At 63.5% G+C, this 13679-nt stretch carries 11 protein-coding genes; 5 read left to right on the top strand and 6 right to left on the bottom strand.

Going from position 1 to position 13679, the window contains the following annotated elements:
* The first annotated feature begins 97 nt into the window (after positions 1 to 97).
* The 3 genes from ACZ5C7_RS10175 (at position 98) to ACZ5C7_RS10165 (ending at position 2968) form a co-directional block, all read left to right on the top strand.
* A complete protein-coding gene (locus ACZ5C7_RS10175) occupies positions 98 to 766 on the top strand; it encodes a helix-turn-helix domain-containing protein (RefSeq protein ID WP_464376198.1) in 669 nt (222 codons plus the stop codon).
* 122 nt (positions 767 to 888) lie between these two features.
* Positions 889 to 1197 carry a HalOD1 output domain-containing protein gene (locus ACZ5C7_RS10170; protein WP_464376197.1) on the top strand — a complete coding sequence of 103 codons (309 nt, stop codon included), beginning with the start codon at positions 889 to 891 and terminating at the stop codon, positions 1195 to 1197.
* Positions 1198 to 1288: 91 nt separating this feature from the next.
* Positions 1289 to 2968, top strand: a complete 1680-nt coding sequence (locus ACZ5C7_RS10165; RefSeq protein ID WP_464376196.1) for an aldehyde ferredoxin oxidoreductase family protein — start codon at positions 1289 to 1291, stop codon at positions 2966 to 2968.
* A gap of 129 nt (positions 2969 to 3097) precedes the next feature.
* On the opposite strand, the gene ACZ5C7_RS10160 is transcribed toward ACZ5C7_RS10165, so the two are convergent.
* The 4 genes from ACZ5C7_RS10160 to ACZ5C7_RS10145 all read right to left on the bottom strand — a co-directional run bounded on the left by ACZ5C7_RS10160 (position 3098) and on the right by ACZ5C7_RS10145 (position 7977).
* The gene (locus ACZ5C7_RS10160; protein WP_464376195.1) at positions 3098 to 4735 is read right to left on the bottom strand and encodes a hypothetical protein; all 1638 of its coding nucleotides are present in this window, start codon (positions 4733 to 4735) and stop codon (positions 3098 to 3100) included.
* 149 nt (positions 4736 to 4884) lie between these two features.
* The gene (locus tag ACZ5C7_RS10155) at positions 4885 to 5382 is read right to left on the bottom strand and encodes a TspO/MBR family protein (protein WP_464376194.1); all 498 of its coding nucleotides are present in this window, start codon (positions 5380 to 5382) and stop codon (positions 4885 to 4887) included.
* Positions 5383 to 5454: 72 nt separating this feature from the next.
* Positions 5455 to 6768, bottom strand: a complete 1314-nt coding sequence (locus ACZ5C7_RS10150) for a CobW family GTP-binding protein (RefSeq protein ID WP_464376193.1) — start codon at positions 6766 to 6768, stop codon at positions 5455 to 5457.
* Positions 6769 to 7977 carry a GTP-binding protein gene (locus tag ACZ5C7_RS10145; protein ID WP_464376192.1) on the bottom strand — a complete coding sequence of 403 codons (1209 nt, stop codon included), beginning with the start codon at positions 7975 to 7977 and terminating at the stop codon, positions 6769 to 6771. It lies immediately after the preceding gene.
* 102 nt (positions 7978 to 8079) lie between these two features.
* Here ACZ5C7_RS10145 and ACZ5C7_RS10140 point away from each other — a divergent pair, with 102 nt between their 5' ends.
* Positions 8080 to 8514 (top strand): CopG family ribbon-helix-helix protein, encoded by a 435-nt coding sequence (locus tag ACZ5C7_RS10140; RefSeq protein ID WP_464376191.1) that lies wholly within the window; start codon positions 8080 to 8082, stop codon positions 8512 to 8514.
* Positions 8515 to 8636: 122 nt separating this feature from the next.
* Positions 8637 to 9917, top strand: a complete 1281-nt coding sequence (locus ACZ5C7_RS10135) for a cation:proton antiporter (RefSeq protein ID WP_464376190.1) — start codon at positions 8637 to 8639, stop codon at positions 9915 to 9917.
* 153 nt (positions 9918 to 10070) lie between these two features.
* Here the strand turns inward: ACZ5C7_RS10135 and ACZ5C7_RS10130 are convergent, their stop codons facing one another.
* A complete protein-coding gene (locus ACZ5C7_RS10130; protein ID WP_464376189.1) occupies positions 10071 to 11282 on the bottom strand; it encodes a YncE family protein in 1212 nt (403 codons plus the stop codon).
* A 96-nt stretch (positions 11283 to 11378) separates the two neighbouring features.
* Complete coding sequence (locus ACZ5C7_RS10125) at positions 11379 to 13412, bottom strand: copper resistance CopC/CopD family protein (protein ID WP_464376188.1); 2034 nt, start codon at positions 13410 to 13412, stop codon at positions 11379 to 11381.
* Positions 13413 to 13679 lie beyond the last annotated feature (267 nt).

Genomic DNA, 13679 nt, shown 5'->3' with positions numbered 1-13679 from the left:
TCACCGTTGACGTGTGCGACTTCAAGAGGCGATCGGGCGACTCGGCGGCTGATTTTGACAGAAAGACTATACCGGGGCTCGAAGTAGCCCCTACGGAATGACGTTCGTCGCTGAGTTTACGATATCTCCTGAAGAGTTCTCCTTCGGAAACGTCCTGCGGGAATTTCCCGGACTCGCCATCGAGTTCGAAAGCGTCGTTCCGACCCACCACGGGCTCATGCCGTTTATCTTCGTCTGGAGCGACGGCAACTACGACGAGATCGAGTCCTCGATTCGATCGGACCAAGGCGTCGAAACGATAACCGAAGTCGACCGGTTCGACGACGGCCGGCTGTACAAGGTAGTGTGGTCCGATTCGGTTCCCGGACTCGCGGACGCGCTGCTCGAATCCCGCGCGACGCTGGTCGAGGGGATCGGGACCGACGACGGCTGGACCTTCGAGATTAGGTTTCGCGAACAGGAACAGGTCGAAACGTTTCAAGAGCGCGTCCACGAGTACGATATCGCCCTCGAACTCGAACGGTTGCGCGCGGAACTCGAAGTTTCGACGAGTATGAAATATGACCTCACCGATAAACAGTACGAAACGCTGGTAACCGCCGTCGAGGAGGGCTACTTTGAGAATCCGAAGGAAGCGACGCTCGAAGAGATCGGCGACGAGCTCGACGTCTCCGGTGCGGCCGTCACCGGAAGATTGCGTCGCGGATTGACGACGGTGCTCTCACAGACGGTGATGCGCGGCGAACGAGAGGAGGGACCGACGTAACGGGGACGGCACCCCGATCGGGTGACGGAAAAGCGCTTCAACATGTTAAGGGCGACAGTGAGGGAGCGAAAGCCCGTACCACAAAACAGAGTCAGCGAATCGACGTCGAAAATAGGGATTTCATGTCAGATTCATCTGGAACCCAGTCGCATACGGCCGGGGAAACGGTCACGTACAAGACGACGATTCAGACGAACGAGGGAACGACCGGTGCGATCGTCCGTCTCCTCGAGAAGATTCCAAACGGCAGTTACGAGGAGGTGAGCCCGCTCTACGAGCACGTCGATCCCGAAGCGCTCGATCAGCTGTTCGCGAACACGAACTCGGCCCCTCGAGAGGGAACGGCGACGGTGACGATCGGTGACCACCAGATAGTCGTTCGAGACAGCGATCGGGTCGAAATTCGGGTCCCCGATACGACCCGAACCTAGGTGCTGGTGAGAAGCAGACGAGGGCCATAGCGTGCCATCGTGAGTCGCTCGAACCGGTAGCGTTTTGCGACTTCACGTCTCACAAACCCACATGAAAAATGCACGGGGACCGTTGTGTTCGATAGACCTTAGCGATCGAACGGCCGAAACCGAATCGATCGACGACGTGCTCGAGTCGTTCATCGGTGGTCGCGGCGTCGGCACGAAGCTGGCCCACGATCGGGTCCCCTTCGATGCCGACCCGTTCGGTCCGGAAAACAGCCTGTATCTTGCGACAGGCCCGATGCAACATTCGACGATGAGCTTTACCGGGCGAATGTCCGCGACGGCCGTTTCGCCACTAACCGACGGATTGCTCTCCTCGAACGCCGGCGGCTTCCTCTCGCGGAACTTCACCGCGACGGGCTACGGCGCCGTCGAGATCACCGGCGAGAGCGACGACCTGCTCGTCGTCCACGTAACCGACGACGGCGTCGAGTTCGAGGAAGTCCCCGAACTCGAGGGGGCAGAAACCACCGAGACGTGCGAGTACATCGCCGACGAGCACGACCTCGACGCCGAAAACACGATCACGATCGGACCCGCCGGCGAGAACCTCGTTCGATTCGCCTCGATCATGACCTCGCGAGAGCGGGCGTTCGGCCGCGGCGGCCTCGGCGCGGTGCTCGGCTCGAAGAACGTCAAGGCGATCACTTTCGACGGCGATTCGACTCGAGAAGTCGAGATTCCGCCCCTACAGATGGACGTTCACCGCGAGGCCGCCCAGTCCGACCACATCATGAAAGAGCAGGGGACGACCTCGGTGACCGAGTACGCGAACATGGTCGGGGCCCTGCCGACGCACTACTTCTCCGAACTCACCTTCGACGGTGCCGAGGGAATCAGCGGCGACGCGGTCGCGGAAAAGAAGTATCAGAAAGGAACCTGTTCGGCGTGTGCGTTCGCCTGCAAGCTTCCGACCAGAGACGAAGAAAGCGGCCTCGAAACCGAGGGTCCGGAGTACGAAACCGTCATGGCCTTCGGCTCGAACTCGGGCGTCGACGACATCGTCGACGTGATGAAATCGAACAAGCTCTGTGACGAACTCGGGCTGGACACCATCTCCTGTGGCGACGTCGTCGCGGCCTACCTCGAGAGCGAAGACGAGTTCGGCAACGTCGAGTTGATCCACGAACTCGTCGAGAAGATCGCCCACCGAGAGGGAGTCGGCGATACGCTCGCAGAGGGCGTCGACCGATTCCACGACGACCTCGGCGTCGAGAACTGGAGCGTCAAAGGGATGGAGTTCCCGGCCCACGACGGCCGAACGCTCAACGGACAGGGGCTCTCCTTTGCGACCTCGAACCGCGGCGCGGATCACATGTACGCCGAGTTCTACTCGCTCGAGTACCCGCTCGTCGACGCCGACAAAGCGTTCGAGAAGGAGGGCCTCGAGGGCAAGCCCCCGAAGGTCATCGAGAAGGAGAACATGAACGCGATCAAAGACAGCGGCGTCATCTGCAAGTTCTCGCGGGACTTCATGACCGACGAGCGGTTCGAAACGTTGCTCGACACCGACTACGAGACGCTCCTCGAGACCGGCGGCCGAATCGTCACTCTCGAGCGTCACTTCAACAACCAGCGCGGCTTCGATACGGACGAGGACACCCTTCCGTACGAACTCCCCGACTTCGAGAACGCCCTCGAGGAGTACTACGGCGAGCGCGGCTGGAACGACGACGGCACCGTTCCGAGCGAGCGAGTCGACGGCGGCACGCCCGCGGACGACTGATCGCGGAGCCGGTTTTCGAGTTCCTTCAGTGGGTTTCGGATCGAGTTGCCACTCGAGTCGCGTTGAATCTCTGCAGGCGGTTCAGCCCTCGAGAGAGGCTCTATTCTCGAGTTCGGTTCAGTTCTCGAGTCACGTCGTTTCGTAGGCCTCGAGCGACCGCCGGGCGTATCGGTAGCCGAGCCATCCAGCGCCGGCGCTACAGACGCCGGTTGCGACGACCGCGAACGCCGCACCGCCAAGTTGACTCGGCGTGATCTCAACGAACCCGAGACCGAAAATTGCCGGGCTGGCGAGGACGCTCATCGCGAACAGGTACGAGACCATCGCGTACAGTTCGGGCGGCGTCAGCGTCGCCGACGTCGTCGGCCCCTCGAGGTTCGGGAGCCACGCCCCGATTCCGAGCGAGACGCCGACGCCGCCGATCGTGAGCGCGGCCGCGACCAGAACCAGCGCGGTCAGTTCGGTCGGCGAATAGCCGCTCGCGACGCCCGCAATCAGCGCGACGGTTACGACCAGCAGGACGCCCGGAACGAGCGCGGCCACGGCGTGTCCGTGAAGCACCGATCGCCGCCCGCCGGGCGTCGTGAGGATCGTCGGCAACGCGACCCGCGCGTTACCGATCGGGTTGAGGGTCGTTCCGAGACCGACGGCGACGGCGACGTAGGTTACGACGAGGACGGGGACGGTCCCGGGAAACACCCACGACAACTGGATGACGGCCGGCCAGAGCAGACCGATCGGCAGGAGGACGTAGGTCATCGCCCGCGGCGACCGTCGCATCCGTCGCCAGGTCGCCTGTGCGACTCCCGAAGTGGGACGACCGACGAACCGATCGAGCGAGCGGCCCAGCAGCCCTCTCCCCATCGATTGGGTCCCGTCATCGCCCGGCTCTCCCTTCTCGTCGTCTCGTTCCGTCTCCTCGTCAGTCCGAGCCGTTTCGTCGAACCAGAGCGTTCGACCGGCCAGAATCGTCAGCGGAAGACAGCCCGCGAAGACGAGACCCAGCATCGCGAGCGCGCCACCGACACGGAGGGGACTCGAGGCGACGCCGGGCGTCGTCGCGACCAGCACGTCGCCGTACCAGCCAAGCGGCGTCGCGGCGAGGCTGTTCCCAACCTGCCGACTGAACGCGAGAACGAGGAACGTGAGAAAGAGAGCGAGCATTCCGATCGCGTACCGAGCGGCGTCGAGCCGCGGCGAGCGACGGAGCCCGGCGCGAACGCCCAGTCCCAAACTGGCACCGAGGAGCAGTCCGGAGAGGGCGATGGCGGTCGCACCCGCGGTCGCACCGATGAGTGCCGTTGGAGATCCCGTTCCAGCCGCGAACGCCAGCGCGCCCGCACCGACGACGGGGACGACGAACCAGCTGCTCTCGAGGAGTTCGTCCCCCAGCACGCCGAGGATTGCTTCCGGGATCGAGATCGCCGTCGCGAGGCCGATCGGGGCCACCTCCCAGGCGTCGCTCGTGACCGCGTTGAGGGCGGTGAGTGCGGTGATCGCAACGACACCGATCGCGCCGATTTCGCGCGCTCGCTCGAGGACCGCAGATCCGTTCTCGCCCGTGAGCGCGCCGTAGTGGTACGCGCCGGGTTGGGGCCAGACGTGCTCGTAGGCACCCAGCGGGAGCGAGCCGACGACGGCTATCGTCCCGACGACGATCCCGACCGAGAGCGCAACGAGTATTTGCGGATGGCGGAGCCGTCGCCGCACCTCGACTCGATGTCGGACGGCGGTGACGAGTGCGATTCGCCGGAGGACGCCGATCACGGTTGCTCGAGTGGGCCCACAGTGGTTTCGATAGCGAGGACGATCGCGTTCATAGGCGTCCGTTTTCGTGAGTGCGTGTTAACGGTTTCTCGATGGAGATGCCGGCTCCTCGAGCGGAGACACGGCTGAGGGGCCAAGCGACATCTTCGTCAGGCGTTCAATCGCCAGATTTCGAACGTGAGAACGGTCGCGAACGCCACCCAGAGGAGATACGGGATCAGCAACGCCGCCGCCGTTCGGTCGACGCGTCGAAACGCGGCGATCGTGGCGACGACGAGCAGGAGAAGAACGGCGATAACGCCGAGTGCGAGTAGCGGCTGTTGTAGCGTGAAGAAGGTCGGCGTCCAGGCGACGTTGAAGACCATCTGGACTCCAAAGAGGGCGAACGCGAATCGCCGTCCGGAGCCGTCGGCTCGCCAGACGAGCCACAGCGCTATCCCGAGCAGCGTGAACAGGACGGTCCAGACGAGCGAAAACGCGATCGAAGGCGGATAGAACCAGGGTTTCGCGAGGTTCTGGAACCACGTCGTCTCCGTCGAGGTGACGAGCGCCGGCGCGCTTCCGACGACGTTGACGAGCAGGACGAAGCCGACGAGTTCGGCTATCGGACGGGGCTCGAGGTCGAGCGAACGAAAGCCGTATGCCATAGTGAACGGACATGATCGAGGGTATTATAGCTAAAGTGTACAACTGGCGACCCCTATACTGGTCCACCCGCTCTACGGGTTCGACGGGTTGGGAGCGGTTCCGGTCGAAATTGTCACCATATCGCCCATCCCCGTCGGGGCGTCGTTGTCGTACGCGCCCCAGTCGGCATCCATCTCGGCGTCGGTGAGCAGACACTCCTCGAGTCGCGACTCGAGGGCCTCGAAATCCAGATTCCGACCGATGAGTGCGAGACGGACTTCACGGTCGCCCCACTGCTCGTCCCACGGCATGTCGGGCTGGCCGCGGCGGTAGGCTTCCTGTCGTTCCTCGGAGAAGCTCGCGATCCATCGCCCGGTGACCTCGAGGGTCGTCTCGGTTCCGGCGTAGCTCATCGTGATCGCCGCCCGTTCGCGGCCGGCGATCCAGCAGAGCCCTTTCGCGCGGACGAGACCCTCCGGAACGTCCGCAAGAAACTCGAGGAGTCGCCGAGGGTGGAAGGGGCGGGTTCGGTGGAAGGTCGTGACCTCGATTCCGTAGCGTTCGGGGGGATGGACGTGGTCGGCGTGGTCGTGTCCGCCGTGGTCGGCGTGATCGTGTCCGTCGCTGTGATCAGCGTGATCGTGTTCGTCGTGGTCGGCGGGATCGTGATCTGCGCGATCGTGCCCGTGCGAATCGTCGCTCTCTTTGACCGCTCGTTTCCAGCCCGCGGCCTCCTGTGCGGCCTCGAGGTCGAATCGACCGCTCTCGAGCAGTTCATCGGGGCTGACGGAACCGTACTCCGTCGTCAAGATGTCGGCTCGCGGCTGCAGCGTCTCGAGGACGGCGACGACCCGGTCCCGTTCGGTCTCGCTCACCAGATCGCACTTGTTGAGGACGAGAAGGTCGCAGAACTCGACTTGCTCGAGAAGGAGATCCGCGATCGGACGGGACCCGCTCTCGTCGGGACCCTGCCTGACCGGCTTCTCGTTCCCGTCCACGAACGTGTCGTAGAAGAGGCGAGCGTCGGCGACGGTGACGACCGCGTCCAGGTCGTAGGGGCCGCCCGCGGGTCCGCGGACGAACTGTCGCGCGATCGGCTCCGGTTCGCCGACGCCGGAGGCTTCGACGACGAGGTAATCGAAGTCGTGTTCCTTCCAGAGCTGGATCACCGATCGCGAGAGTTCGCCCCCGAGGCTACAGCAGATGCAGCCGTTCTCGAGGGCGACGACTTCGTCGCCGGTTTCGAGGTCGGTGCGCGCTTCGACGAGGTCCGCGTCGACGTTCACCTCGCCGACGTCGTTGACGAGGACGGCGATATCGCGGTCGTCGGACTCGAGCAACTGCGAGAGCAGCGTCGTCTTGCCTGCGCCGAGCCCGCCACAGAGGATGGTAACCGGAACGGACATTTACTGATCCGCGAGCGCGAGTTCACGTCGTTCTTCCGGTTCGAACGGATCGGCGTACCGATCCCAGTTCTCGTCGGCGTACTCCTCGTCGGTGAGCAGACAGTCGTCGAGTCGATCCACGAGGGGCTCCGGGTCGAACTCGCGGCCGATGAAGACGAGGCGGGTCATCCGGTCGCCCCACTCCTCGTCCCAATCGTCCTCCAAGCCGGGCCTTGCGTCGAAATACTGCTCGCGTTGTTGCTCCGGAAGCGTCGCGAGCCACTGGCCCGAGGGCCCCGCACGAACGGAGGTACCCGCCTTGTCGATCCCCATCGCGACGTCTTCGCGGCCCGCGCTCCAGAAGAAGCCCTTCGCGCGGATGATCTGGTCTGGAAGTTCGGGCAGGAGCGCAGCGATCCGTTCGGGGTGAAACGGCCTGGCCCGTTCGTAGGAAAAGGAGGTGACGCCGTGTTCTTCCTGCGGATCGTGGTGGTGTTCGTGTTTGAGTTCGTGCTTCCAGCCCGCCGAGTTCTGGGCGGCTTCGAAGTCGAATCGTCCGGTGTCGAGGATATCGGCCGTCTCGACGTCTCCGAACTCCGTCCGGCGGATCTCGGCTCGGGGTTGGAGCACCTCGAGGACGGCTTCGATCTCCTCCAACGCGTCGTCGGGGACGAGGTCGCACTTGTTGAGCAGGATGATGTCGCAGAACTCGATCTGATCGAGCAACACTTCCTCCGGGACGCGACCCGATTCGGCGTCGATCTCGCCCTCCGAGAGCGCCGACCCGGAGTCGAACGACTCCCAGAAGCTGTGGGCGTTGACGACGGTGACCATCGTATCGAGCTCGTAGGTGTCGGTCGGATCGAACGTCGCGTCCTCGAAACCCATCGCAAACGTCTGGGCGACGGGGATCGGCTCCGAAATACCCGAGGACTCGACGAGCAGGTAATCGAACTCGCGCTGGTCTGCCAGGCGGCCGACCTCGTCTAACATGTCCCCACGAAGGCGACAGCAGATACAGCCGTTCGAGAGTTCGACGATTTCCTCGTCGCCACCCAGATCCGATTGCTGGGTGACCGCCTCCGCGTCTACGTTTACCTCCCCCATGTCGTTGACCACGACCGCCGCATCCATCCCGTGATCCGCGGTCAAGACGTGGTTGAGAACCGTCGTTTTCCCCGCACCGAGACTCCCACTCAGAACTGTTACCGGAATTCGGTCGTCACTCATAGTGTGATCTAGTATGATCTATGGGTGACTTAATACTAGTTATTGCCCTATAATCGGACAGGTAATAATAAATTCTATTAAACTAGAGACGGTAGTTGATATATGGCCGTCGTTAGCGTCTCGATGCCCGACGAACTGATCGATCGACTCGACGAGTTCGCTGCGGACCACGAGTACACCGGTCGAAGCGAAGTCGTTCGCCAGAGCGCGCGAACCCTCCTCTCGGAGTTCGAAAACGAACAGCTCTCGGGTCGCGAACTCGCCGCCGTCGTCACCGTTCTGTACGATTTCGACACCCAACACGTCGAACGCCGCGTCACGGATCTCCGACACGAGTACGAAGCGTCGATCGCCTCGACGGATCACAGTCACGTCGACGACTACTGTCTCGACTGCTTCGTCCTCGAGACCGATCTCGAGGATGTTTCGACGTTCGTCGGCCGAATTCGCTCGATCGAGCGCGTCAAAACGGTCGAGTACTCGCTCGTGCCACTCGGTGCGGTCGATACGATCGGCGAGCCGGAGTTACGCGATTAATATCTGGCAAGCGGACGCTCGCGTCTTCAGGAGCGGGTCTGCCCCGTAGGAAACCGACCGATGGGAGACTAATCGATACGCAAGCAGCTTCGTTTACGCGCTGGGTGGTGCACTGACTCGTGATGAGCGCGTACGAGGTCGCCCTTATTATCGTGGCCATCGGACTGTTGGGTGCGATCCTCTTACCGCGTCTTCTGGCCGAAAAGCCGCTTTCGTTGCCGATGTTCTACGTCGGCCTCGGCGTTGCACTTTTTACGGTAGTGCCGAGCGCCCCGACGGTCGATCCCGTTGCTAACTCGACGGTGACCGAGCACCTGACCGAACTGGTCGTCATCGTCGCGCTGATGGGTGCAGGGCTGAAAATCGACCGACCGTTCGAGTGGCGCACCTGGAGTGCAACTTGGCGGTTGCTCGGGATCACGATGCCGGTGACGATCGCTGCCATCGCGATACTCGGCTGGAGTGTGCTCGGGCTTCACCCGGCGACGGCGATCCTGCTGGGCGCGGTGATCGCTCCGACCGATCCCGTTCTGGCTTCGGATGTCGAAGCCGGTGCACCGCTGACGGAACTCGAGAAAGAGCGCGCTTCCGTCAACCGGTGGGGGTCGATCCGGTTTTCACTGACGTCGGAGGGCGGCCTCAACGACGGCCTCGCGTTTCCGTTTACGTACCTGGCGATGGCCGTCGCCGCGGCGAATGGAGCGTCGAACTGGACGTGGCTCACGGACTGGGTCCTCGTCGACGTCTTCTACAGGATCGGCGCGGGGCTCGTCTTCGGGTACGTCATCGGCCATCTGATGGCTCGAGTCGTGTTTCAGTCGCCGACACCGTCCCGTCGAGCGGAGATCATGTCGGGAGCCGAAGCGCTGGCAACGACGTTGCTCGCGTACGGAGTCGCGGAACTGCTCGGCGGGTACGGATTCATCGCGGTGTTCGTCGCGGCGCTCGAACTCCGTCGCTACGAGTGGGAACACGAATACTACCGGGAGTTACACGATTTCGCCGCACTCGTCGAGCGATTGTTGATGGCGACCGTTCTCGTCCTGTTCGGAGCCGCGATCGCGGGTGGGCTGCTCGCACCGTTGACGCGGATCGACGTCGCGGTCGGGCTCGCGATAGTGCTTCTCGTCAGACCCCTCGCCGGGCTCCTCGGATTCGTCGGCTCCGGTGCGCCGTGGAGCGATCGAGTGGCGGTGGGATTCTTCGGGATTCGCGGCATCGGCTCGTTCTACTACCTGGCGTTCGCGCTGGCACACGTTTCGTTCGCGGAACTCGAGTTCGTCGTCGCCGCGGAGCGCCTGTGGGCGATCGTGGGACTCGTGGTGTTGACCTCGATCGTCGTCCACGGCGTGACCGCGAGTCCGGTGATGAGCGCGATCGAACGGCGTCGAGAAAGGGCGTGACCGGAAACGGGGAGGCCGACCGCACTCGCGTCGCCGAGAGGGCGATGACGGCCCGGCGTCGAACGGAGGGTGGCGGTCGGTACGTCGTTGGCACGAAAGTTCCTCCGTTCGGACTGCGCTGGTTCCGAAGACGGTCGGAACCAATTCAGATCTTTACTCGCTCGAGTACCCCACCCCAGAATCGCCGACGTATTGGACGGTGTCCACGCCGTCGTCGACTTCGACGGTCTCGACGAGCTCTTGGGTTTCCATGTCGACGACTGTAACCGTTCCGTCGGTGTCCGACGGCGTGATGAAGTACTCCCCGCCGGCGACGCCCGCGCGATACTCGCCCTCGACCTCGCCCGCGTCGATGCGATCGACTTCCGCCATTTCGTCGACGTCGATCACGACCACGTCGGCCGATTCGATGTTCGCGGTGAACGCGTACAGGCCGTCGTCGGACTCGTGGAAGCGAAGCGCCGCGGGTTCGCCGTCGATTTCGACGGAATCGACGACCTCGCTCTCCTCGCTCGTCGCGTCGACGAATCGAATCTCGTCCTCGAGGATGAACCCGAGCAACTCGTCGTCCGGCGAGAGGTACATTCCGCCGTCGAAATCCAGCACGTCGACCACGTCGTCGGTCTCAGTATCGATAACGGCCGTCCCGCCCTCGGTCTGCTCGGCGTACAGATAGCCCGTCTCGGGCGCGTAGGCCTTGTAGTGCGTTCCACCGGCGTCCTCGAGTTCGACGGGGTCGGTGACCTCGCGAGCCTCGAGATCCACGCCGATCGCCGCCGCTTCAGTGACGTTCATGGCATAAGCGTCGTCGTCCAAATCGTCGTGGTGAAGGAGTTTCCCGTGGCCGCCGTCGGCGATGTCGACTTCGTCGATCACGGAGAGTTCCTCCGAGTCGACGACGTAGAACGTCCCCTCGTCGTCGGCGTGGGTCCAGATCTCGCCCTCGACCGGGTTGTAGATGTGCGTCGGATCGCCGCCGACGTCGATCCACTCTTCGATCTCCCGATTCTCGGTGTTGACGACGAGGACCTGATCTCGGCTCCCTTCGTTGACGAAGATGCGTTCGTGATTTCGGGATATTCGCGGATCTCCCCACTCGGAGCCGTCGAGGTCGTCGTCGGTTAGCTCCTCGAGGAGTTCTCCCTCCTCGGGGTCGATGATGCCGATCGTATCCGGCCCGAAGGCGTAGACGAGTTCGTCGCTTCCCGGTCCGTCGCCGTTCTCGTCGTCCCCGTTATCGTGGCCGTTGTGGTCGCCGTCATCTCCGTTTTCGTCGTCGCTATCGCCAGCGCATCCTGCCAGGGCGACGACGAGTCCGCCGCCAAAAGCCTGTACGAGTCGCCGTCGAGTGGTTGGAGTCACCATGTCCATCCATTGTAACGGACTCTTATTGCCGGTTCTGGTGCAATAATCGAATTCGAGCGAACAATTGACATAGCTCGAATTTTCGTTGGTTCAGCTTCAATTCTCACCGAATCGGGTTGACTCGATTGCGACCGCGACACTTCCGACGACCGCAACCGCCACGGCACCGAACTGGAAGAAGACGGTGAGCGGCCCCGCTTCGTCACTAGGTTCGTCGTGGTCGTGATCCGCGTGTTCCTCGTTATCTGCGTGGTCGGCGTCATCGTGATCGTGGTCGCTACCACCACCGGCGTGCTCGTCCTCTCCACCGCCTTCCCCATCGGGAACGACGTACACGTCGATCCACTCGCTGACGTAGGCGTCGCCGACCCACGCGTCGATCCGTAGCTCCCACTCGTGTGGGTCGGGCAACGCCTGAACGGCCGAGTACGTCCCGTCGTCGTTCTCCTCGAGGTCGATTTCGACCGTCTGCTCGTCGCTGTGGAACGTCAGCGTGGGATCCTCCGCGGAAGCAGGCTGTCTGTCGTCTCCGGCGTCATCTCCGCCACCGTCGTCCCCGCCACCGCCAGCCTCGAGAAACGCGACGTCGAAGACGACCGGTTCGTTCTCCTCGAGTTGAATCATGCTGGCCGCCTCCTGACCCGGGAGCACTGCCAGTTCGAGGTCGACATCGTCACCCTCGATCTCGATCGTCGCCTCATCGGGGCCGTCGTCACCGCCGGCAAGCGCTGCCGTCGGCGCCGTCGTCAGCAGTCCGGAGAGGACGATCACCAGCAAGAGGACCCCCATCTCGAAACGGACGCCGCGGACGAACGTTCTGAGCGTTCGGTCGTCGTCGCCGGATGCCGCCGATTCGGAGTCCGGCCGCAATCGCTTGAGGACGACGAACCTGGCGAATCCGCCGAGTCCGAGCGCCAGCGCAACCAGGAGCGTTTTCGCCGAAAGCGCCGTCCCGTACAGCGTCTCCCGGAGCGACTCGAGGTCGGGAACGTGCCAGGCGGCGAGCAACAGGCCGCTCGCAATCGCGAGGGTGACCCCGACCAGCGCGACGATCGAGAAGCGTTCGATCGCCGTCGTCGCGATTCGTTTTCGTTGGTCGACTGGCGCTCGAGCGAGCGCGACGGGAACGACGACGCCCAGCGTCACGAGCCCGCCGACCCACAGCGCCGCGCCGCCGATGTGGCCGCCGTCGGTGACGACACCTTGTAGCCTCCCGATCATCGTCGCCGAATGGCTCGTCCAACTCACCGAGAGGGCGACGACCGTGCCGCCGACAGCCGCAGTCGCGAGCCAGCTGCGACGGCCGAGTCCCCAGCGGAACGCGCCCAGAAGCACGCCGACGAGAAGCGCCGCGAGAACGAGCTGTCCCACCCAGATCGATCCGAGACCCGTCTCGAGGAACTGCTCGAGCGCCGCCGCCGAGAGCGATCCCTCGGCGTCGATGCTCTGATCGAGCCCGATTCCGAGCACGCCGGCGAGCATGAGGACGCTCGCTCCCGCGAGGAGCCACCGTGCGCGCCGGTCGACGACGCTCGAGGAAACGCCGCTCGAGCCGATCGCGGGATAGACGCTCGCCCACATCGTCACCGGAACGCCGACGAGTCCGACCAGCGAAAGGAGGACGAGCGCGTTCGAACCGAACTCGATCGGGGAGACATCGTCGTCGCCGCCGCCGTCCTCTTCGTGAATCTCGATAACCGCGTCTCGATCGAGTTCCTCGTCGCCGACGGCAAAGAAGAACGTGCCCGTGGTCGTGTGTCCGTCGTCGGCGAGGACCTCCCACTCGACGATGTACATGCCGTCGTGGTCCGAATCCGATTCGGACTCACCATTCTCGGCGTCGACCTCGAGCGGAACCGTGACCTCCCGAGTGTCTTCGGGATCGACCGACGCATCGCCGCTAACATCCGAACCGTCGGGGCCGGTGATCGAGACCTCGGCGTTCTGGATGCCGTCGCCCGTGTAGACTAACTCGATGTCGTCGGGAACGTCCTCGAGTTGTTCGCCCTCGCCGGGGGTCGTTTCGGACAGGTACGCGTGAGCGCTCACCGCCGGCGCGAAGAGTCCGACCGCGAGAACGATCACCAGCGCGAAAACGACGACCCCGCGGCTCGTCGGGATTCCTCTCATCCGCCACCTCGCGTTCGAAGCGCGTCCGCACGCAGTCGCGACGATCCCCGTCCAGAGGTGGAGCTCCCGTCGTCGCGACGTTGCGTTCGATAAATGTCCATGCGGGTACGGTTCGTTCCCGACAACACTTCCTGTTCTGGTTCGTTTCTCGAAATCGTGCCTCTGAGTCGCTCGGTCGAAACTGCCGACCGACGCGCGGTACGACGTCGCTCGAGTCGGACGCATCGAGCAGCAAATTGCTCCCCTCTTTCGAGTCACGAACTGAAC

The organism is Halostagnicola alkaliphila, from assembly GCF_055379965.1.
The sequence above is the reverse complement of the archived record's forward strand: the minus strand, read 5'-3'. Positions and strand labels throughout refer to the sequence as shown.

Coding starts and splice junctions, on each gene's coding strand:
- ACZ5C7_RS10175 (WP_464376198.1), top strand. CDS start 98: ATGACGTTCGTCGCTGAGTTTACGATATCTCCTGAAGAGTTCTCCTTC.
- ACZ5C7_RS10170 (WP_464376197.1), top strand. CDS start 889: ATGTCAGATTCATCTGGAACCCAGTCGCATACGGCCGGGGAAACGGTC.
- ACZ5C7_RS10165 (WP_464376196.1), top strand. CDS start 1,289: ATGAAAAATGCACGGGGACCGTTGTGTTCGATAGACCTTAGCGATCGA.
- ACZ5C7_RS10155 (WP_464376194.1), bottom strand. CDS start 5,382: ATGGCATACGGCTTTCGTTCGCTCGACCTCGAGCCCCGTCCGATAGCC.
- ACZ5C7_RS10150 (WP_464376193.1), bottom strand. CDS start 6,768: ATGTCCGTTCCGGTTACCATCCTCTGTGGCGGGCTCGGCGCAGGCAAG.
- ACZ5C7_RS10145 (WP_464376192.1), bottom strand. CDS start 7,977: ATGAGTGACGACCGAATTCCGGTAACAGTTCTGAGTGGGAGTCTCGGT.
- ACZ5C7_RS10140 (WP_464376191.1), top strand. CDS start 8,080: ATGGCCGTCGTTAGCGTCTCGATGCCCGACGAACTGATCGATCGACTC.
- ACZ5C7_RS10135 (WP_464376190.1), top strand. CDS start 8,637: ATGAGCGCGTACGAGGTCGCCCTTATTATCGTGGCCATCGGACTGTTG.
- ACZ5C7_RS10130 (WP_464376189.1), bottom strand. CDS start 11,282: ATGGTGACTCCAACCACTCGACGGCGACTCGTACAGGCTTTTGGCGGC.
- ACZ5C7_RS10125 (WP_464376188.1), bottom strand. CDS start 13,412: ATGAGAGGAATCCCGACGAGCCGCGGGGTCGTCGTTTTCGCGCTGGTG.